The 19,842-nt window shown below is 67.7% G+C and carries 18 protein-coding genes and 1 pseudogene; 9 read left to right on the top strand and 10 right to left on the bottom strand.

Annotation, left to right across the window (positions count from 1 at the left end; translation table 11 throughout):
* Positions 1-331 precede the first annotated feature (331 nt).
* Positions 332-1,066: a hypothetical protein gene (locus ACHQ4I_RS38615; protein ID WP_420776874.1), complete on the bottom strand. Its 735-nt coding sequence runs from the start codon at positions 1,064-1,066 to the stop codon at positions 332-334.
* Between the two features lie 267 nt (positions 1,067-1,333).
* Here ACHQ4I_RS38615 and ACHQ4I_RS38620 point away from each other — a divergent pair, with 267 nt between their 5' ends.
* The 4 genes and pseudogenes from ACHQ4I_RS38620 to ACHQ4I_RS38635 all read left to right on the top strand — a co-directional run.
* A complete protein-coding gene (locus tag ACHQ4I_RS38620; RefSeq protein WP_420776875.1) occupies positions 1,334-1,933 on the top strand; it encodes a TetR/AcrR family transcriptional regulator in 600 nt (199 codons plus the stop codon).
* The gene (locus ACHQ4I_RS38625) at positions 1,930-2,781 is read left to right on the top strand and encodes a phytanoyl-CoA dioxygenase family protein (RefSeq protein ID WP_420776876.1); all 852 of its coding nucleotides are present in this window, start codon (positions 1,930-1,932) and stop codon (positions 2,779-2,781) included. Before ACHQ4I_RS38620 ends, ACHQ4I_RS38625 begins: the two co-directional genes overlap by 4 nt.
* A 52-nt stretch (positions 2,782-2,833) precedes the next feature.
* Positions 2,834-3,952, top strand: coding sequence for a serine/threonine-protein kinase (locus tag ACHQ4I_RS38630; RefSeq protein WP_420776877.1), 1,119 nt, complete (start codon positions 2,834-2,836; stop codon positions 3,950-3,952).
* Positions 3,953-4,031: 79 nt separating this feature from the next.
* A pseudogene (locus ACHQ4I_RS38635) lies at positions 4,032-4,337 on the top strand (hypothetical protein); the annotation flags it as partial.
* A gap of 78 nt (positions 4,338-4,415) precedes the next feature.
* On the opposite strand, the gene ACHQ4I_RS38640 reads toward ACHQ4I_RS38635, so the two are convergent.
* From ACHQ4I_RS38640 to ACHQ4I_RS38650, 3 genes are all read right to left on the bottom strand, one after another.
* Positions 4,416-5,051: a response regulator transcription factor gene (locus ACHQ4I_RS38640; protein ID WP_354951859.1), complete on the bottom strand. Its 636-nt coding sequence runs from the start codon at positions 5,049-5,051 to the stop codon at positions 4,416-4,418.
* 291 nt (positions 5,052-5,342) lie between these two features.
* On the bottom strand, positions 5,343-6,599 hold the full coding sequence (locus ACHQ4I_RS38645; RefSeq protein ID WP_420777082.1) for an ATP-binding protein: 1,257 nt from the start codon (positions 6,597-6,599) through the stop codon (positions 5,343-5,345).
* 256 nt (positions 6,600-6,855) lie between these two features.
* On the bottom strand, positions 6,856-8,004 hold the full coding sequence (locus ACHQ4I_RS38650) for an FG-GAP repeat domain-containing protein (RefSeq protein ID WP_420776878.1): 1,149 nt from the start codon (positions 8,002-8,004) through the stop codon (positions 6,856-6,858).
* Between the two features lie 377 nt (positions 8,005-8,381).
* Here ACHQ4I_RS38650 and ACHQ4I_RS38655 point away from each other — a divergent pair, with 377 nt between their 5' ends.
* From ACHQ4I_RS38655 to ACHQ4I_RS38665, 3 genes are all read left to right on the top strand, one after another.
* Positions 8,382-9,026 carry an MspA family porin gene (locus tag ACHQ4I_RS38655; protein ID WP_420776879.1) on the top strand — a complete coding sequence of 215 codons (645 nt, stop codon included), beginning with the start codon at positions 8,382-8,384 and terminating at the stop codon, positions 9,024-9,026.
* 145 nt (positions 9,027-9,171) lie between these two features.
* The gene (locus tag ACHQ4I_RS38660; RefSeq protein WP_476445421.1) at positions 9,172-10,851 is read left to right on the top strand and encodes a PspC domain-containing protein; all 1,680 of its coding nucleotides are present in this window, start codon (positions 9,172-9,174) and stop codon (positions 10,849-10,851) included.
* Positions 10,844-11,053 carry a hypothetical protein gene (locus ACHQ4I_RS38665; RefSeq protein ID WP_420776881.1) on the top strand — a complete coding sequence of 70 codons (210 nt, stop codon included), beginning with the start codon at positions 10,844-10,846 and terminating at the stop codon, positions 11,051-11,053. Before ACHQ4I_RS38660 ends, ACHQ4I_RS38665 begins: the two co-directional genes overlap by 8 nt.
* A 283-nt stretch (positions 11,054-11,336) precedes the next feature.
* Here ACHQ4I_RS38665 and ACHQ4I_RS38670 read toward each other — a convergent pair whose 3' ends face one another.
* Together ACHQ4I_RS38670 and guaA are read right to left on the bottom strand one after the other, a co-directional pair.
* Positions 11,337-11,792 carry a hypothetical protein gene (locus ACHQ4I_RS38670; RefSeq protein WP_420776882.1) on the bottom strand — a complete coding sequence of 152 codons (456 nt, stop codon included), beginning with the start codon at positions 11,790-11,792 and terminating at the stop codon, positions 11,337-11,339.
* Positions 11,793-11,865: 73 nt separating this feature from the next.
* A complete protein-coding gene (gene guaA / locus ACHQ4I_RS38675; protein WP_420776883.1) occupies positions 11,866-13,440 on the bottom strand; it encodes a glutamine-hydrolyzing GMP synthase in 1,575 nt (524 codons plus the stop codon).
* A 66-nt stretch (positions 13,441-13,506) separates the two neighbouring features.
* On the opposite strand from guaA, the gene ACHQ4I_RS38680 reads away from it, so the two are divergent.
* Positions 13,507-14,298, top strand: a complete 792-nt coding sequence (locus ACHQ4I_RS38680) for an alpha/beta fold hydrolase (protein WP_420776884.1) — start codon at positions 13,507-13,509, stop codon at positions 14,296-14,298.
* Positions 14,299-14,365: 67 nt separating this feature from the next.
* On the opposite strand, the gene ACHQ4I_RS38685 is transcribed toward ACHQ4I_RS38680, so the two are convergent.
* Both ACHQ4I_RS38685 and guaB read right to left on the bottom strand, forming a co-directional pair.
* Positions 14,366-15,538, bottom strand: a complete 1,173-nt coding sequence (locus ACHQ4I_RS38685; RefSeq protein WP_420776885.1) for a GuaB3 family IMP dehydrogenase-related protein — start codon at positions 15,536-15,538, stop codon at positions 14,366-14,368.
* A gap of 252 nt (positions 15,539-15,790) precedes the next feature.
* Positions 15,791-17,335 carry an IMP dehydrogenase gene (guaB, locus tag ACHQ4I_RS38690; RefSeq protein ID WP_420776886.1) on the bottom strand — a complete coding sequence of 515 codons (1,545 nt, stop codon included), beginning with the start codon at positions 17,333-17,335 and terminating at the stop codon, positions 15,791-15,793.
* A gap of 224 nt (positions 17,336-17,559) precedes the next feature.
* Here guaB and ACHQ4I_RS38695 point away from each other — a divergent pair, with 224 nt between their 5' ends.
* Positions 17,560-17,973, top strand: coding sequence for a DUF5319 domain-containing protein (locus ACHQ4I_RS38695; RefSeq protein ID WP_040686729.1), 414 nt, complete (start codon positions 17,560-17,562; stop codon positions 17,971-17,973).
* 219 nt (positions 17,974-18,192) lie between these two features.
* On the opposite strand, the gene ACHQ4I_RS38700 is transcribed toward ACHQ4I_RS38695, so the two are convergent.
* Positions 18,193-19,266, bottom strand: a complete 1,074-nt coding sequence (locus ACHQ4I_RS38700; RefSeq protein WP_420776887.1) for an anti-sigma-D factor RsdA — start codon at positions 19,264-19,266, stop codon at positions 18,193-18,195.
* On the bottom strand, positions 19,259-19,837 hold the full coding sequence (locus tag ACHQ4I_RS38705) for a sigma-70 family RNA polymerase sigma factor (RefSeq protein WP_040686727.1): 579 nt from the start codon (positions 19,835-19,837) through the stop codon (positions 19,259-19,261). The genes ACHQ4I_RS38700 and ACHQ4I_RS38705 overlap by 8 nt, the downstream gene beginning before the upstream one ends.
* Between the last annotated feature and the right edge of the window lie 5 nt (positions 19,838-19,842).

The following is a 19,842-nucleotide window of genomic DNA, read 5'->3' on the forward strand; positions in this document are numbered from 1 at the left end:
CGGTCGCCCCGCGTAGCAATCGGGCACCCCGGGTACGCGGTACCCGATCGCGAGACGGGACAGCGCCGCGATCACGAAGATCCCCGCCACTCCTAGCCGACGGCACCGGCGTCGACGCGGCGCCCCTCGAGCGCCGGTGGTGGACCAGGACCGCACCGGGAGTGCCCGGTAACGCCCGAACCCCACCGCCGATCGGCACCGCGTATCCAGCCGGATCACGATGCCGCACCGCATGTCACCTCACTTGCGGGCCGCCGCACTGTGCTCACCATGGCCCGGCCGCCGCGTCGGAACCCCGAATCGACGGAAGGACCGCCTCGCGCAACAGAACTCATGACGCCGCACCGTGGGCCTCGACGGTCGCTTCATCGACCGCGGTGACCGCTTCCAGCGATACCCATTCCACTCGACTCGCGCTGGGACGCAGTTCGATTCGGCCGTGGCAGGGCGGACCCGCCTTGCCACGGATCGCGACCTCCAAGCGCACCGAGCGCAGGCGACCGCGACCCGCGCCGAGCCCGCCGTACCCGGCGACGCGGGTGTCCAGGCGCAGGGACGGATTGGGCCAGCGACCGTCGGTGACCACCAGGGTGGCGCCCTTACTGCGGGCGCGGGCGGCGATGACGCGGGTGCGAGACGCAGCGACAGCGGCGCCGCCGAGGCCGAGCACCACCAGATCGAGACCGTCGAGCAACACCGCGGCCACCTCTACTGGATCCGGACCGGGGTCGGCGACGACGGCGAGGCGTTGCAGTTGCGCGCCCATCTCGACCGCGGCGAGCAGCCCGAGCCGGGGCACCCCGACCACCGCGGCATGTCCGCCGCCCTCGGTCACCGCGGCCAGCAGCCCGGCCAATAGCGAACTCGCACCCGAGTAGGCCACCACCGAGCCCTTGACCAGGCCGCCATCGGGCAACAGCTCGGCAAGGGCGGGCGGTACGGCCATCGCTTCCCGGCGCAATTCGGCGGCGCGCGGTATCCGCTCGGCCGCCGCTTCCCCGCGCCCGGGTATCGCCGCCATCCGTCGGCGCAGCTCATCCAATGTCGGTTTATCCCTCGGCGGCATCCCATGCCGCCGTCTCCCCGCCCCTGAATCCTCATCCGAACCCATCACAACCACCTACTTCCACGATGGACCCGAGGCGAAGCACGCGGAGCGAACCCACACGATCAAGGTTCAGCACCGACTCAGCTATCGATCGCTATCGAATATACGTTCGATACCCGCCCAGTAGAAACCCGCCCCCGACTTCCGTCAAGCGCGCGCACCTACCTCGACCACTTCGCAACGATGCCGTTGTTTTTGAGTTGAACTCAACTTAATATCGAGGACATGAGCGAGCGAGAATGGTCCGGTCGCGGCGCGACGGCACGCAGGCGACTGCTGGAGGCGGCGCATGCGGAGTTGAGCGAAACCGGAGAGCTCGAGGTCGCGGCCGTCGCCCGCCGCGCCGGGGTCAGCGTCGGGCTGCCCTACCGATACTTCGGCTCGCGCAGCGGACTGCTCACCGCCGTCATCACCGATTTCTACGACCGCCTCGGCGAGACCGTCACCTATGCGGAGTTCGCCGGAAAGGATTGGCGCGAACGCGAACACGCGCGCGTCGTGGCCTGGGTGAACTTCCTCTACGACGATCCGCTCGCCCCCGTCGCGCTCGGGCGATTCGGTGACGCCGAAGCGGCGGGCGTGGAACGCCAGCGACTGCAGCAGGCGATCGAGGTCGGCATCCGAAATATGGCGCAGGGCCAGCGCCAGGGCATGGTGCCAGCGGATCGCGATCCGGAACTGCTCGTCGCGGCCGTCCTCGGCGGTGTGCACATGGCCGTCGCGGTGGCGCTCACCCGCAGCCCGCGGCCGGATCGCGCCGTCGTCGCCGACCAGGTGTGGGAATTCGTGGCCGGAGCAACCGGCTCGGGGAAGGAAGAACAATGAGCAACACCCAACCAGCGGTCGAACGGCTCGAGGACCTCGCAGGCGACCTGTCCCGAACCCACCCCACGGTGAGGGTGACGCGCGACGTCCCCGCCGCACAGGTGGACGCCGATCTCGCCGCCCTCGACCGCGACGGCTACGTCATCCTCGAGGGCCTGCTCGATGCGGCGCAATGCGCGGCCCTGCGGACCGAACTCCTCCCCCTGCTCGGCCCGAACGGGCGAAATGCGTTCGAGGGACACCAGACTCAGCGGCTCTACAGCGTGCTCGGCAAGACGCGCATGGTCGATCGGCTGGTCGACCATCCCCGCGTGCTCGCCCTTTTGGATCGGCTCCTGCTACCCGGCTACCTGCTGTCCCAGTTGCAGATCATCAATATCGCCCCCGGTGAGAATGCCCAACTCCTGCATCCCGACGACGGCTTCTACCCGGTGCCGCGACCGCGAAAGGCGTTGTCGGCGGCCACCATCTGGGCGATCGATGAATTCACCGCCGAGAACGGCGCGACGACGCTGATACCGGGCAGCCACCGTTGGCCGGAGGGGCGGACGCCGCAGACGGACGACGTGCGCGTACCCGGCGTCATGCCCGCCGGATCGTGCGTCTTCTTCCTCGGCACTCTGTGGCACGGCGGCGGCGCGAACCGTTCCGCGGGCTCGCGGTTGGCCGCCACCGCGCAGTACTGCGAGCCGTGGTTGCGCACCCAGGAGGCGTTCACCCTCTCGACCAGTCGCGATACCGTGCGCGCGGTATCGCCGGAAATCCGGCGCATGCTCGGCTACAGCATTTATCCGCCCTTCATCGGCATGGTGGACGGCATGCACCCGGATCGGCTATTGACGCACTAGGTGTCGGCCTCGAATCAGGCCAGCTAGCCCCATTTTCCGCTACCCTGCACCCGTGACCGAACGCGCTCGTCCCATTGTCGGCCCGGACTATCTGGTTGCTGGCCGCTACCGTCTGCAGTCGAAGCTGGGTGGCGGCGGCATGGGTGCGGTCTGGCTCGCACACGATCGCCTACTCAACCGGGATGTCGCGATCAAACAGGTGCTCTCCACCGCCGGGCTCCCCGAGGCGGAGGCCAATGAGATCCGCAACCGGATCATGCACGAGGGCCGGGTCGCGGCCAAGCTCTCGCATGAGCACGCCATCGCGGTCTACGACGTGGTGCTGGAGGCGGGCGAGCCCTGGCTGGTGATGGAGCATCTGCCATCACGCAGTGTCGCAAGGGCTTTGGCGCTGGTGGACACCCTGCCGCCGATCGAGGTGGCGCAGATCGGGGCGCAGGTCGCCGACGCGTTGGCGGCCGCGCACGCCGCTGGCATCGTGCACCGCGATATCAAACCGGGCAATATTCTCGTCGCCGACCGCGGACCCGGCGTCGGCATGGCCAAGCTCAGCGACTTCGGCATCTCACGCGGTGCGACCGACAACTCCGACGAACCCGACGGCGTGATCACCGGAACCCCCGCCTACCTTCCTCCCGAGGTAGCGCGCGGCGCGCAGCCGACCACCGCCAGCGATGTGTTCTCCCTCGGCGCGACGCTGTACACCGCGATCGAGGGGCAACCGCCGTTCGGCATGGACGATGACACCGATGCCGTGGTCCATCGCGCGGCCATGGCCCAGATCATCCCGCCCAGCCGCAGCGGCATGCTCACCAACGCCCTGCTGCACATGATGGAACCCGCCCCGCAGCGCAGGCCGACAATGGCCGAGGCGCGCGACGAAATCCTCACCGCCGCTTTCGGCCCCGGTACCGGTCCGTATATCCTCGGCGCCCCGGTGCGCACCGAGGACGGCACCATTCCGGCCTGGGCCGCCCGCAATTCGGCCTCGGGCCTGCGCAGCCCGCATTCGACCCCACTCCCCCGCCCACACCGCAATACCGCGGTCCCCACCGCGGCCGCACCCCAACGCGCCAAGCCGAAAGAGGCGAGCATGGCCCCACTGGCCATCGCCGTCGGCCTCCTGATCGGCTTGATCCTCATCATCGCCGTCATCATCGCGCTGATGTAACCCGCCGCCCCTTCCCACGACAATCACCATCACCGTCGGCACGAACCTGCTGCGCCGCAGCCCTTAGACGCCGCGCGGTTTCACGCCCCGCACCGCGGCTTCACGCCCCGCACCGCGGCTTCACGCCCCGCACCGCGGCTTCACGGCCCCGCACCGCAGCTTCACGGCCCCGCACCGCAGCTTCACGGCCCCGCACCGCAGCTTCACGGCCCCGCACCGCAGCTTCACGGCCCCGCACCGCGGCTTCACGGCCCCGCACCGCAGCTTCACGGCCCCGCACCGCAGCTTCACGGCCCCGCACCGCGGCTTCACGGGCGCGCAGAATCGGCCCGGCGCGCACAAATTGGCCCGGCGCGCACAAATTGGCCCGGCGCGCACGAATTGATCCGGCGCGCACGAATTGATCCGGCGCGCACGAATTGATCCGACGAAACGTGCGCGGCAGCTAGAACGCGCTGGAGGTTCAGTCGATGCGGCGGCGGTGGGCCCAGCGGGTGAGGGCGTTGCGGTTGGACTGCTGGGTTTTGCGCAGGACGTTGGAGGCGTGTGTCTCAACGGTTTTCACCGAGATGTAGAGGTTTTCGGCGATTTCGCGGTAGGTGTAGCCGCGGGCGAGCAGGCGCAGCACCTCCAGTTCGCGTGGGGTGAGCGAGTCCAGTTCGGGATCCAGAGGTGGCTCGGGCACCGGTGATTTGCCGGTGAACGAGTCCAGCACGAACCCGGCCAGCCGCGGGCTGAACACCGCATCGCCACCGGCGACCCGCCGAATGCCATCGGCCAGTTCGGATCCCGAGATCGTCTTGGTCACATAGCCGCGCGCACCCGCCCGGATCACCGCTATCACATCCTCGGCGGCGTCGGAGACGCTCAATGCCAAGCACACCGGACCGTCGTCGATACCGGATAACACCGCGACCCCGCCACCATCGGGCATGTGCACATCGAGCAAAACCACGTCTGGCCGCGCCGCGTTTATCCCGGCAACCGCCTCGGCCACGCCACCGGCCTCCCCAACCACCTCCATATCGGTCTCCCGGCTCAACTCCGCCCGCACACCGGACCGGAATACGGCGTGATCATCGACGAGAAAGACCCGCACGCTCACCTACTTCTCCTCATCCTCGGTGGCTCGACCACCCTGACGCACGCACCACCCGCAGGCCGCCCGCACTCCATCGGTACCACAACTCCCCTCACACCCGCCGCCCCCACATGCAAACCAAGATCAGGTGGAAACTGTGGCGGCATCGCCCGAGAAGCCCCCGCCACCATGTCCACCTGATCTTGATCACCAGCTGAGGCGCGCTGAGTGCGGCCTGGGGCCTCGCGGCGAGGCACTTCCCGAACCCCCGCCCCGCAGCCGAACGCCGTCAGCCCGGAGCGCACCCGATCATCGACCGTTGCGGACCTTCTGTCGTATCCCATCGACCTGTTCGTCGACAAGCACGTCATCGGCTCGGTCCTGGTCACCGGAATCGGTGCGCGGCATGATGATCCGCACTTCGGTGCCCCGGCCGGGCGTGGACGAGATCTCCACCGAGCCACCGCGCCGCTCGATCCTGGCACGGATGGATTTCGCCACACCCTGCCGATCCTGCGGCACCGCCGCGATATCGAATCCCGCACCGCGATCGCGCACGAAGACGCTCACCTGATGCGGTTCGGCCTCGGCGAATAGATCGATCTCCGGGACGCCCGCGTGTTTGGCGGCATTCACGAGAGCCTCCCGGCTCGCGCCGAGCAATGCAGTGAAATGCTCCTTCGGTAGACCGGATCCACTGTCGTCGATGTCCATCGTCACATCGCCGACGGTCACCGGGGTCACCTTCACCCCGTGCTGGTCCTCCACCTCGCCCGCGATCGTGCGCAGCGCGGCGGCCAGACTCGACTGCGCCGGACCGGAATCCTCGAAGAGCCAGCGGCGCAGTTCCCGCTCCTGACTGCGCGCCAGCCGGACCACCTCTTGCGGATCGTCGGCCTGACGCTGGATGAGCGCCAGCGTCTGCAATACCGAATCATGCAGGTGGGACGCGATTTCCTCGCGTTCCTCATTGCGAATGCGGGCCGAGCGCTCGGCATTCAACGCCCGCATCATGCGCAACCACAGCGGCACCGTCAACAGACCGGCGCCGATCAAGGTGACCGCGACCGCGAGCAGCGCGGAACCGAGCGAGCTCAGATCGATCCTGGCCAGCACCACCACACCGAGGCCGAGCACGATCATCGTGATACCGGCGACAATGCGCGACCAGGTCACCACCGAGGGGCGCGCGGGCAGCCCGAGCAGCGACCGCGGGCCGTCGGTGTCGTACTCGCGCCACACCAGTGCGGCACCGACCGCCACCACGACGATCGGCATGATCACCTGCGCCGCGGTCCCGCTGAACAACCACGACACCCCGACCGCGAGCCCGATCCCGAGCAGGGCCAGCCCGATCGCTTGTCGACGCTCCCGACCGGTCGGTTTCACCGCATCGTGGCCGCCCGGGGTGAAGATCCACAACATCCCGTAGGCGACGATCCCCGCTCCCGCCAGCGCGGATAGCAATACGAACGCCATCCGCACCTTGAACACGTCGAGCCCGAGGTGATCGGCGATACCACCGGCAACACCGCCGACGATCCGGCCACCCGAGCGCCGCACCATCTTGGGATACGGCGGCTCGGTATACAGCAGCGTCGGCGGGGGGCCGAAGCCGCGCCCGGGCCCCGGGGCAAACCCGGACGCGACGCCCGAACCCGGCCCAGCACCCCACGCGGCACTGCGGGGGTCGTCCCCTCGGGCAGCATCGAACGCGGGCATGGACGGGTACATGTCTTCGATACTGGCACGCCCCACCGACGCCCGACCATCAGGAATCACCCTGATCTATCGGTGACAGAGCCCCGCCCGTAGCAGTCGATCAGGCGGAGTAGTCGATAGCGGGGCCGAAGGTGCCGTCACCGTTGCCGTAGCGGAGGGTGATGTTCCCCGAGCCGGTGTTGCCGATGACCGCGTCGATCTTTCCGTCGCCGTTGAAGTCGGCGAGAATCGGCGTGGACAGGGGGACGAGTCCGCCGGAGGGGTATGTGTGCGGCGAACCGAAGGTGCCGTTGCCGGTCCCGAGCAGCACGCTGATGCTGGAGGTGCCGCCATTGGCAACCACCATGTCGAGCATGCCGTCGCCGTTGAGGTCGGCGAGGTCGAAGCACTGCGGGAGCAGACCGCCGGTTTGATATGCCGCGAGCGCGCCGAAGGTGCCGTCACCGTTGTTGGACAGCGTGGAGACGGTGCCCGCGACCAGGTTGGAGAAGAGGATGTCGGGCTTGCCGTCGGCATTGATGTCACGCGCCATGCCATACCAGGCGGTCAGGGCGCCCTCGCCGAACGTCGTCGGTGCGGCGAAGGTGCCATCACCACGGCCGCGGTAGATCTGGATGGTGCTGTTGACGTAGTTGCCGCGTAACAGGTCGAGGTTGCCATCCCCATCGAAGTCCGCGACATCGGCGGACCCGGAGCCGACGCCCAGGTTGCTGGAGACCGTCTCTGCCGAGAAGAAAGTGCCATCGCCCTTGCCCCGGAGCACCGACCATGACGGGGCCTGGTTGGAGGTGGCCAAGTCAGGGTTGCCGTCATGGTCGAAGTCGCCGACGACCACCGCCCCGGGGGCAAGGTCCGTCGCGTAGTTGACGGCCTTGGCGAAGGTGCCGTCGCCGTTGCCCATCAGTATGGAGACGTCGCTCGTGGTGAAGTTGGTTACGGCCATATCGAGTTTGCCGTCGTGGTCGAAGTCCGCGATGGCGACATAGTCCGCCTGACCGCCGGTGGCGTAGCGGACCGCGGGCTCGAAACCTCCGCCGGGCCTGCCCAGGAAAACCGATACTCCGAATCCGAGCACGAAATCGCTGAACACCACGTCGGTGTAGCCGTCGCCGTTGAGGTCGGCGATCGCGGGAACCGCTGGACCCGTCAGGTTGGGGAGCACATCAGCGGATGCTGGAGTGCTGATGAAGCCGGTACCCGCCAATGCCGCAGCGACACAAGCGCTGCCGACGAACCTGGTGCGTGACACTTGTTCTCCCAGTAGAGACCGATATCAGCAGAACGCTACGGCGTTCTCAGACGTGGTGATCTTGTGCAGGCCGCCGATTCCTGTCCGGTCCGGACAAGAAAGCCACGCTGAACTGCCGTTCTTATATCGCGCTCAGGCATCTTGCGACGCCATGAGCGAACAACCGGCGGATCCGCCGTCGACTCGGGCACCGCCGGACCGGATAACTGCCGCCGGGCATGTCTACCAGTGCTTTTCAGATCGAACACCGATCAATGGCTTAGGCAGCTCACAGCCCCGCGCCATACGTTTCTTCCGGGCCGGAAAACGTCCCACTCAATACCGCGGCCGGAGACGGCAGCACTCGCTCCGCAGGGGCGAGGTTTCGGGGAGGAACCATGAACATCAAGTCGGCACTGGTAACCGCCGCCACCATGGTGGCACTCGCCTCGGCGGGCGCACCGTTCGCCAGCGCACAGGGCATGGCGCCACATGAGAAGAACTACTCGGGCCCAGTGGGATTCGAAATCACCGTGGGGCATATGGACGAGCAATTCCGCCCGGTGCCTCCGCTCAATGGGATGCCGACCAACCGAGAAGTGTTCCTGGACGACACCTTCTACGCACAGGTCCCCGCGAACGCGAAGGGCACGCTTAAGGCGGGGTATCTCGTCGCCTGCGCGGTCGATCTCGATCTGAAGATCGGCATCCAGGCCGGGATCGGCTTCGACGCCGGGTTCAGCATCGGCGTCAGCGGCGGCGAAGATTCGGTATCGCCGAACTTCGACGCGAGCATCGGCCCGAAGATCTACGCCGGGGTCAGCCTCGACATGTCGATCGCGCCCGGCGAGATCAAGCCGATCGAAGTGGGTACGAAGGAACTGGCTCCCGGCGGCACCGGCTATCTGGTCAGCCACGACTACCACCTGCTCGTGAAGAATTGCGGCGGACCACTCACCATCCAGTCCTATGTGACCCTGACGGCGGTGTCGCCCGCGGTCACCGCCGCCGACGCGGTGACAGGAGACCGAATCTTCCTGTAACCCGACGAGGCTCGAGCGGCGATGCGGCAGCTCCCGACTCCCCTATCGCCCGCCCTGCGACTGAACAACAGACCGCTTGGTACAAAGAGATCAGAGATTTTCTCAGGGTTCCCCCCGATGCGCCGAAGTGCTGGTCAACCCCACCATGGGATTCATGACGAAAACGAGCTTCGGCGATCAGCTCCACCAGATGTGGCAGACGCGGCCCGTCCGGTTGCCGCGGCAAGGTCCGATCGCGGGCGTCGCGGCCGGGTTCGGGCAGCGATACAGCATCGATCCGGTGCTCATCCGGGTCGCGCTGGTGGTGTCGACGATCTTCGGCGGTGCGGGCATCGTGTTGTACCTGCTCGCCTGGCTGCTGCTGAGCGAGGCGGGTGATCAGTCGTCCGCGGCCGAGTCGCTGTTCGGCAAGGGGAACAGTTCGCAGTCGCAGACCAAGACCATCGTGTTGATCGTGGCGCTCGCCATCGCGGTCAGCACGATGGGACCGGTCGGCGTCGGACTGGCGGGCTCCGGTTTGATCAGCATGGCGCTGATGCTGGCGGGCTGGTGGATGCTGCATATGCGGACTCCGCAGCCGCCGCCCGGTACGAGTTCGCTCGGCGCCTTCGACGGCGGTCTCACCGCGACCGGCTATCCCGGAGCCGTATTCCCGCAGCGCACGGTGCCCGGCGACTTCTACGCGCCGGATGTCCCGCCGACCAGCATGTACACGCCGTACACGAAACTGCCGGACGCATACGTCCCGGACACCCCCGCACAGAGCAGCGCCGCAGCTGCCGACACCGTCCCGTCGAACGGCAGCGACGCCGACACCGAACTGATCGAAAAAGGCACCGCGCCGATCGGTGCAGGCGCTACGCCAGCCGACGCCGAGACCGTCCTGCTACACAAGGCCGATCCCGACACCGCGCTGCTCAGCAAGGGTGACCCCGAAACCAAAGCGCTCGACAACAGCACCGCACCGACCGGAACCGGAGCCCACCCCGCGGCAACGGGCGAACCATCCGACACGGACACGACATCTGCCGCGGACACCCCGACGACGGACGGCGGCCCCTCGACGCGAACCGAATCCGGCTCCGGCACGAGCACTCCCCATCGACCCTCCCGTAACCCGGCCTCCGCCCTCGCGCAGCCAACCACCGCCGCTATAACCCCACCCTCCTGGGATCCGCTCGGCGTCGCCCCGCTCGCCTGGGACCTCCCCGAACCCACTCCGGCCCAGACCATCGTCGCGCCCCCGCCGAAGCGCCCCCGCTCCCGGCTCACCCCGATCGTGCTCGGCCTGGCCATCCTGGCCGCGGCGGGTGCGGGCGCGATGGCCGCCTCGGGCAACGACTGGATGACACCCGGCCGGATCGGCGCGGTGGCGCTGGCGGTAATCGGCCTGGGACTGGTGGTCGGCGCCTTCACGCGCCGCGGCTATGGCCTGCTGGTGCTGACCGCTCCGCTCGCCGGATTCGTGGTGCTGGCCTCGATGATCGGCCCGATCGAATTCGACAGCGCCACCATCGGCGACCGCACCTGGACGCCTACCTCGATGACCGACCTGGCCCCGAAGTACGAGTTGACCGTGGGAACAGGCACTTTGGATCTGCGGTCGCTGAAGCTGACCGAGAACCGCGCCGTCGAGGTCGCGGTCCAGCTCGGCGATGCCGAGATCCTGCTGCCCGAGGGTATGGCGGTGCACACCGACTGCACCGTCAATCTGGGAGATGTCCACTGCCCCACCGGGATCACCGGCCCGCACGCCGACGGCACACCGGTGCTCGACCTGAAAGTCCATGTCCGGACCGGCAATGCGGAGGTGCATCGTGGCTGACCCAACCGATAACGACACCACCAAGCGCGGACCGTCCGTCTCGCTGCTGATCGTCGGTCTGCTCGCCCTCGGCGTCAGCATCTGGGCCTTCATCGGCCCGGCCACCACTGCCAGCGGCGTGGTCTCACTCGGCTGGGTCGTCGTGATCGCCGCCATCGTGGTGGGCATCCTGCTGGTCATCTCGCCACGTAAACCGCACTGATCGACAACAAATGAACCGACACATATGGCCCGCCTCCGCGACGGGCCATTTTCTTTCCGGCGCAGGAGAACGCCAATGCCCATGGAACATTTCGACATCGACGACCAACCAACCGATCACCTGGGAATTCCATTGGGGCGGTTCATGCCACTGACACCGAGCCGCAGTTACCTCGGCGGTGGGATGCTACTCGGGCAACTCATCCTCGGCGGCACAGCCGGCCGACCGGCACCGACCACACCGAACAGCGCCGGTGTTCCGCGGCACGGCGCCACCGACGCCACTACTCCAAATAGGCCGAGCAGCCGAGATGTTCGCTGATCCGGTCCAGCAAACGCTGCACACTCGCTCGCTGCTTGCCCTCGATACCCCGCGCGATCATCTGCACCATCCACCGCCCACTGGTGGCGACGTTGAACACCTGCTGGATCACCCGAGCCCCCTTCGGATGCGGCAATACCCGGCATTCGGCGCGAAACCAGCGCTGCCCCTCGACCACGAGCAGCGCCTGCGCCCGATCCACCTCGACGCGAATCCCATTGGCATCACCCGCGATCGCGGCCCGGAATTCGTTCGGGCCGCCGCGCAGCTCCATCCCGGGATCCGGTCCGTCGGCGAGGAAGAAGGCGTTGTCCGGACCGATCGGACCGGCGCTCACCGTGGTGAGCAGTGCGGCCACGACCCCACACGGCGCCTCGACCACCGCGTTGACGGTGCAGAGCGGCTTCTTCGCTGCCATCCGGACCCCCTGGGAACTGGTCTACCCGCGTACGGTACTCCCGAAAGCCGCTCGATCAGCCCCTATCGCGGAGTCACTCCCATTCGATGGTGCCCGGCGGCTTGCTCGTCACATCGAGGACCACCCGGTTGACCTCGGGCACCTCATTGGTGATGCGGGTGGAGATGCGCTCGAGCACGTCATAGGGCAGCCGAGTCCAGTCCGCGGTCATGGCGTCCTCGCTGGAGACCGGGCGCAGCACGATCGGGTGACCGTAGGTGCGGCCGTCGCCCTGGACGCCGACGCTGCGCACATCCGCGAGCAGCACCACCGGGCACTGCCAGATCTGGCGGTCCAGTCCGGCGGCGGTCAGCTCCTCGCGCGCGATGGCATCGGCCTGCCGCAGCGTGTCGAGGCGGTCCGCGGTGACCTCGCCGACGATGCGGATGGCCAGGCCCGGACCCGGGAACGGCTGGCGGGCAACGATTTCCTCGGGCAGCCCGAGTTCGCGGCCGACCGCGCGCACCTCATCCTTGAACAGCAGCCGCAGCGGCTCGACGAGTTCGAACTCCAGATCGTCGGGCAGACCGCCGACATTGTGGTGGCTCTTGATATTCGCGGTGCCCGCGCCGCCGCCGGACTCGACAACATCCGGGTACAAGGTGCCCTGCACGAGGAACTCGACCGCGGGGCCGGAATCCGATACCGCGCCGTCGGCGGCGACGACCTCGGAGACCGCGTCCTCGAACGAGCGGATGAACTCCCGCCCGATGATCTTTCGCTTCTCCTCCGGATCGGTGACACCCTTCAGCTCACCGAGGAACTTGTCCACCGCGTCGACGGTCACCAGCTTGGCGCCGGTCGCGGCGACGAAATCCTGCTGCACCTGCTCGCGCTCTCCCGCGCGCAACAGGCCGTGGTCGACGAACACACAGGTCAGCCGGTCACCGATGGCACGCTGCACCAGCGCGGCGGCGACCGCACTGTCCACGCCACCCGACAGCCCGCAGATCGCATGACCGTCGCCGATCTGCTCGCGCACCGAGGCGATCAGCGAATCGGCGATATTGGCCGGGGTCCAGGTGGCCGGGATACCGGCGAGTTCGTGCAGGAAACGGCTGAGCACCTGCTGACCGTGCGGCGAGTGCAGCACCTCCGGGTGGTACTGCACGCCGGCCAGCTTGCGGGCCCGATCCTCGAACGCGGCGACCGGGGCGCCCGCGCTGGTGCCGGTGACCTCGAAACCCTCGGGCGCGTCGGTGACGGCGTCGCCGTGGCTCATCCACACCGGCTGTTTGGTGGGCAGGCCGCCGTGCAGCAGACCGCCGTCGATATTGAGGTCGGTGCGGCCGTATTCGCGGGTGCCGGTGTGCGCGACGGTGCCGCCGAGCGCCTGCGCCATGGCCTGGAAGCCGTAGCAGATGCCGAAGACCGGAATGCCGAGATCGAATAGGCGAGCGTCCAACTGCGGCGCGCCCTCGGCGTACACGCTGGACGGTCCGCCGGACAGAATCACCGCGAGCGGCTGCTTCTCGGCGATCTCATCCACCGTGGTGGTATGCGGGATCACCTCCGAGAACACACTCGATTCACGGACCCGCCGGGCGATCAGCTGTGCGTACTGTGCGCCGAAGTCGACGACGAGGACCGGTCTCTGAGTTTCTGCCACCCACCTAGTTTAGTGAGGGGCTGAAATCGTCCCGCGCGCCCCCGCACCGCTGGTTATTCTCATGCCGTGCCCTTCGCCCGCGCGATAGACGCCGACATCCACTACGAAGACTGTGGCGGCGACGGTCCGGTGGTCTTACTCGCACACGAATTCTTCATGGACCGGACAATGTTCGCATCCCAGAAGGCCGCGCTCGCACCGGAATTCCGGATCGTGTCCTGGGATGCGCGCGGACATGGCCGCACCAGGGACTCGGGACTGCCGTTCACCTATTGGACCGCCGCGCGCGACGCACTCACCGTGCTCGACCATCTCGGCGCCGAACGCGCCGTGGTCGGCGGCACCGCACAAGGGGGGTTCACCGCACTGCGCACCGCGCTCATCGCACCCGAGCGGGTTTCCGCGCTGATCTTGATCAGCACCGAGGCACACGGTCCGACACCCGAACAATCCACCGCGACCCAGAAGTTCCTGGACGCGTGGTACGACGACGGCTCCCGACAGGATGCCGTCGAACAACTCGCGCACTGGCTGATCGGCGATGACGAGTGGTACCGGTCGATCTGGACCAAGCGCTGGCTGGCCCGCGACCGCCGCGGCATCGAGGTGGCCGCGGGCTGCCTGCTCGGCCGCGACTCGGTGCTGGACCGCTTATCCGAAATCACCTGTCCCACCTTGGTGATTCACGCCACCGACAGCGGCATTGCCCGCGAGCGCGCCGAACAACTGGCCGCCGGTCTCACCGGATCGACCTACGTCGAGATCCCAGGCGCCCGCCTAGCCGTCACCATGACCCACCCCGCCGCCGTCAACCACGCCATCCAGCAATTCCTCCGCACCCCCACCCGCGTCCGCTGAGATCCCGGGCGGCGAGGGGAGTCAAAGGTGGTCGGACTCGACTCGAAGAGCAACCTGTCGGATTTGGTCAGGCGCGGACGCTCAGGCCCACGCGCTGGAATTCCTTGAGGTCGGAGTAACCGGCCTTGGCCATTGAGCGGCGTAGGCCGCCGACGAGGTTCAGGGAGCCGAAGGGGTCGTCGGAGGGGCCGTACAGGACCCGCTCCAGGCTCGGGCGCACGGTTTCGCCGGTGTCACCGGACAGCTCGCCGCCCAGATCCCACGGATCCTCCACGTGCAGCAGCGAACCGCGCGGCACCGACGGATGCGCGGCCGAGGACGGCCAGTACCAGCCGCGCCCCGGCGCTTCGGCGGCCAGGGCCAGCGGCACGCCGAGCATGGCCGCGTCGGCGCCGCAGGCGATGGCCTTGGCCAGCTGACCAGAGGTCGCGATGTCACCGTCGGCGATCACGTGCACATAGCGCCCACCGGTCTCGTCCAGGTAATCGCGGCGCGCGGCGGCGGCGTCGGCGATCGCGGTCGCCATCGGGACGCCGATGCCCAGCACCTCGCCGGTGGTGGTCGCACCCGGGTAGGAGCCGTAGCCGACGATGACGCCCGCGGCGCCGGTGCGCATCAGGTGCAGCGCGGTCTTGTGATCGCTGACGCCACCGGCGACCACAGGCACGTCGAGTTCGGCGATGAAGGTCTTGAGGTTCAACGGCTCACCGTCGCCGACGTGTTCGGCGGAGATAATGGTGCCGTGCACCACCAGCAGGTCGATACCGGCCTGTAGCAGCGCGGGGGTCAGCGCGCGGGCATTCTGCGGGCTGACCCGCACCGCCACCGTGACACCGGCGGCCCGCACCTGCGCGACCGCGGCGGCCAGCAGATCCGGCTGCATCGGCGCGGCGTGCAGTTCCTGCAGCAGCCCGACGGCACGCTCATAGCCCCCCTTGGCGACCAGCTCGAGCAGCTGATCGATCTTCGCGGCGACATCGCCGTGCCGCGCCCACAGCCCCTCGCCGTTGATGACGCCGAGTCCGCCGAGCCTGCCGAGTTCGATCGCGAACTCCGGCGAGACCAGCGCGTCGGTGGGGTGCGCCAGGAACGGGATCTCGAACCGGTAGGCGTCCATCTGCCACGCCAGCGATACCTGCTTCGACGAACGGGTCCGCCGCGACGGGACGATATCGACATCGTCCAGTTCATAGGTACGCCGGGCGGTCCGGCCCATGCCGATCTCGACCATGTCGCGCACGCGTGTTCTCCTTGCTGTGTTGTATTGCCGCGCTTGGGCACGGCAGTTCGCGGGCAGCTGGCCAGGAGCCACCGCGCACGGCTCACGGGCTCGTGTCGTTCACTTCCTCCGGGCGCTTCCATACGCCCTCGGGTCGGTCCGGACACAGCCGAACCCGCGGCCCGGGCCCATGGCGCAACCACGACCCGAGTGCCCGCGAACAGGGTCAATCATGCACGGACCGTACTGTCCAGTACACAAACGTCAAGCAGGCTAGCCGCGACCAGTGTAGTTCGGCGCCTCGACGGTCATCGTGATGTCGTGCGGGTGGCTCTCCTTGAGACCCGCCGCCGTGATCTGCACGAACTGCGCCTGCTGCAGATCCGCGATGGACTGCGACCCGGTGTAGCCCATGGCCGCGCGCAGCCCGCCGACGAGCTGGTGGATCACCTGGTTGACCGGTCCGCGGAACGGCACCCGACCCTCGATGCCCTCGGGCACCAGCTTGTCCTCGGCGAGCACGTCGTCCTGGAAGTAGCGGTCCTTGGAGTAGGACTTGGCCTGACCGCGTCCCTGCATCGCGCCCAGCGAGCCCATGCCGCGGTAGCTCTTGAACTGCTTGCCGCCCACCAGGATCAGCTCACCGGGCGATTCGGCGGTACCGGCCAGCAGCGAGCCGAGCATCACGGTGGACGCGCCCGCCGCGATGGCCTTGGCGATATCACCGGAGAACTGGATGCCACCGTCGGCGATCACCGGAACACCGTGCGGCTTGCACGCGGCGACGGCCTCGAGGATCGCGGTGATCTGCGGCGCGCCGACACCGGCGACCACGCGGGTGGTGCAGATGGAGCCGGGGCCGACACCGACCTTCACCGCATCCGCGCCGGCCTCGACCAGGGCGAGCGCACCGGCCCGGGTGGCCACATTGCCGCCGACGATCTGGATGCGATCGCCGACCTCGGCCTTGACCTTGGTCACCATCTGCAGCACACCGGCCTGGTGGCCGTGCGCGGTATCGACGACCAGCACATCGACCCCGGCGTCGGACAAACTCATGGCGCGCGACCAGGAGTCCTCGCCGACGCCGATCGCGGCGCCGACGAGCAGGCGGCCGTCGCGGTCCTTGGTGGCGTTCGGGTACTGATCGGTCTTGACGAAGTCCTTGACGGTGATGAGTCCGCGCAGGCGGCCGTTGCCGTCGACGATCGGCAGCTTCTCGATCTTGTGGCGGCGCAGCAGACCGAGCGCGGCCTCGGCGGTGACACCCTCCTGCGCGGTGATCAGCGGCGCCTTGGTCATCACATCGGCGACCCGGCGGTTCTGATCCACCTCGAAGCGCATATCGCGGTTGGTGATAATGCCCACAAGCGCGCCGGTCTCGTCCACCACCGGCAGGCCGGAAATGCGGAAGCGCGCACACATTGCGTCGACCTCGGCCAGGGTGTCGGTGGGGCGACAGGTCACCGGATCGGTGACCATGCCTGCCTCGGACCGCTTGACCGTCTCGACCTGCGCGGCCTGATCGGCGGCGGCGAGGTTTCGGTGCAGGACGCCCATGCCGCCGGCGCGGGCCATGGAGATGGCCATGCGCGCCTCGGTCACGGTGTCCATCGCGGAACTGCAGAGCGGGGTGCGCAGCCGGATCTCGCGGGTCAGCTGGCTGGAGGTCTCGACCGAGCTGGGGATGAGATCCGAAGCGGCCGGTAGCAGCAGCACATCGTCGAACGTAAGGCCGAGCATGGCGATCTTGTTCGGATCGTCACCACCCGTAGGAGGGCGGACCGCGATTCGTTCGCCCGATACGGGATTACTCATTCGGATCGACCCCTCCTGGACGTCGAAAGCAACGAACGCCGGGATGACCGGCGTCGTGGACTGATGGAATGGACGGTGGCGGCTCCGCCAGCGATGTCGGATACTGGTCGGCGCCTGCACCCATGGTATCTGTCCCGCAAACACACCGATGAACTGAGCCCACCGCCGAAACTGGCGCGCCACATAGCTGGCGAAGAGCACCCTGTTCTGCGTACCGTGGGGGTGTGCGTGACCATCTACCACCTGGCTTGCCGCCGGATCCGTTCGCCGGAGACCCCTCCGACCCGTCCGCCGCACTCGACGCAATCGAGCCCGGCGAGCCGCTGGATCCCCACGAGCGCCTTGCGGTCGAGGAGGATCTCGCCGACCTCGCGGTGTATGAGGCACTACTAGCACACCGCGGCATTCGAGGACTCGTGGTCAGCTGCGAGGACTGCAGACAAGACCACTACCACGACTGGGACATGCTGCGCGCCAACCTGCTTCAGCTGCTGGTCGACGGCACGGTGCGCCCGCACGAGCCCGCCTACGACCCGATGCCGGAGGCGTACGTCACCTGGGATTACTGCCGGGGATACGCCGACGCCTCGATGAACGAGGCCTTTCACGGCGACGGGTTCGACGGGTTCGACAGCTGATATCGCGCGCCGCGTATCAGGCGCGCTGACGCGCGGGCGCGATGTGAAATAGCTGACAGACAAGAAGCCGACCGCCGGTCGGCGATCGGTTCACGCACGGTAATTCGGATGTCGACGCACGCGCACGCTGGGGCGTCCGGATATCCGCACACCCCAGCGCTGCTGCGGGGTTTTCAGCGCTTTCTAGAGCCAAAACGCTTGTGTAGTACCAACTCCCGGCTACGTGGCCGGTCCCGAGCCGGGAAACCCGGGCAAAGACGGCAAACCAGTGGGAACCACGAAGGTCGGCGGCTGCTGATGGGTCGGCGGCTGCGCGGGTGTGCCCTTGTCCACGGACGGCTCGACCACCGTGGGCGGGGTCGCCACGGTGGTCGGCGCTGGCGGGCTCGTGTGCACCTGAGTCGGCTGCGCCGGCGGCGCTTCGGTGGTCGTCACCTGCGGCGGTGTCGTCGGCACGGTCGGCTTGCCCGGCGTGGTCGGCTCCGTCGACGGCGCTGTCGTATCGACCGGCGGCACCCCTGAGGTCGACCCGGCATCGGTGGACGGCTTGGTGGACGGCTTGGTCGTGCCCTCGGTCACCTGGTTCTGCGTCGACGTGCTCGGCGCGAGCGACTTCGCGATCTCCGGTGCCCGCTTGCTCAACTCCGCGAGCAATGCGTCGAACTCACTGATCCGCTTGTCCCGCTTGACCGGATCGTCGATCAGCTCCGCATTCGCCTTGGCGCCCTCCAGCTTTGCCCTGGCCTGCTCCGTATTGCCTTGGTCGAGCATCACTTTCGCGCTCGCCAGATCGCTGTCGGCACGCTGCACCACGGTCGACTGCGCCTGTTCGCTGAACACGACCTCCTTGACCCGCCACAGCGGATCACCCGGCGCGGCGCCATAAGAGAAGGCCGACAGACCGCCGATGACCAGAGCCAGCGCGGCCGCTGTCCCGAGGATCGGGCGAACAAGCCGTAGTCGCCCACTGGACTGCGCGCCGATACGAACCTGCCGGGCACCGATCTCCTGGTTGACCGCGGCAACGATCTCATCGAGGTCCGGTCCACCCGGCAGCGGTGGCGAAATCAGCTCCGCTCGCCAGTCCGCCAGCAGCATCGCGAGCTGATACTCCTCCGCGCTGTCGGTCTGCACCGGCCCGTTGCTAGCGATGGCGTCAATAAGCGCATCGTCTCGGCGCACCGCCGCGATGTCCACCGGCCCGGTGTCACCGCCCCCGGCGTAGGGACCGCTGTTCCGCGATCCACGTCGCGCCTTCCAGTCGCCCCGACCGCGCTCGCCATCCCTAGCCATACATTTCACCTGCCCTCGCCACTTGTGACTTCAGTTTCGCGAGCGCCCGGTGTTGGGCGACGCGTATCGCACCCGCCGTACTGCCCACGGCGACTGCGGTCTCTTCTGCTGACAAACCCATGACCAAACGCAGGATCAGAATCTCGCGATGCTTCTCCGGAAGCGTCGCGAGCAGGCTATTCATCTGCCTGCTCGTTTCGGATTCCAGTGCTCGCTGTTCCGGGCCTTGGTCGGTGGATATGACATCTGGTACTTCGGCCATTGCCTCCGCCTTGTTACGGGCGGCATTGCGATGAGCGTCGGCGACCTTGTGCGAAGCGATTCCGTATACGAAGGCCATGAAGGGCCTGCCCTGGTCCTGATACCGGGGCAAGGCTGTCATCACAGCCAGACATACCTCCTGCGCAACGTCGTCCGCGGAGAGCTGTCCACGCTCCGCGGCGCCGATCCGCGCGCGGCAATAGCGCACCACCAACGGGCGGACCAGTTCGAGTACCTGGGCTAAAGCGGATCTGTCGCCCTGCGCTGCGGCAGCGACGGCGAGGTCCAACTCTTCGCCCGTGTTCGTCATCGTCA

This window comes from Nocardia nepalensis, from assembly GCF_048910785.1.
Classification (GTDB): Bacteria; Actinomycetota; Actinomycetes; order Mycobacteriales; family Mycobacteriaceae; genus Nocardia; species Nocardia nepalensis.

Excerpts from the sequence above, each read along its gene's own strand:
- ACHQ4I_RS38615 (WP_420776874.1), bottom strand. The coding sequence starts at position 1,066 with ATGCCGCCGAGGGATAAACCGACATTGGATGAGCTGCGCCGACGGATG.
- ACHQ4I_RS38620 (WP_420776875.1), top strand. The coding sequence starts at position 1,334 with ATGAGCGAGCGAGAATGGTCCGGTCGCGGCGCGACGGCACGCAGGCGA.
- ACHQ4I_RS38625 (WP_420776876.1), top strand. The coding sequence starts at position 1,930 with ATGAGCAACACCCAACCAGCGGTCGAACGGCTCGAGGACCTCGCAGGC.
- ACHQ4I_RS38645 (WP_420777082.1), bottom strand. The coding sequence starts at position 6,599 with ATGGTGCGGCGCTCGGGTGGCCGGATCGTCGGCGGTGTTGCCGGTGGT.
- ACHQ4I_RS38655 (WP_420776879.1), top strand. The coding sequence starts at position 8,382 with ATGAACATCAAGTCGGCACTGGTAACCGCCGCCACCATGGTGGCACTC.
- ACHQ4I_RS38660 (WP_476445421.1), top strand. The coding sequence starts at position 9,172 with ATGGGATTCATGACGAAAACGAGCTTCGGCGATCAGCTCCACCAGATG.
- ACHQ4I_RS38670 (WP_420776882.1), bottom strand. The coding sequence starts at position 11,792 with ATGGCAGCGAAGAAGCCGCTCTGCACCGTCAACGCGGTGGTCGAGGCG.
- guaB (WP_420776886.1), bottom strand. The coding sequence starts at position 17,335 with ATGAGTAATCCCGTATCGGGCGAACGAATCGCGGTCCGCCCTCCTACG.
- ACHQ4I_RS38700 (WP_420776887.1), bottom strand. The coding sequence starts at position 19,266 with ATGGCTAGGGATGGCGAGCGCGGTCGGGGCGACTGGAAGGCGCGACGT.
- ACHQ4I_RS38705 (WP_040686727.1), bottom strand. The coding sequence starts at position 19,837 with ATGACGAACACGGGCGAAGAGTTGGACCTCGCCGTCGCTGCCGCAGCG.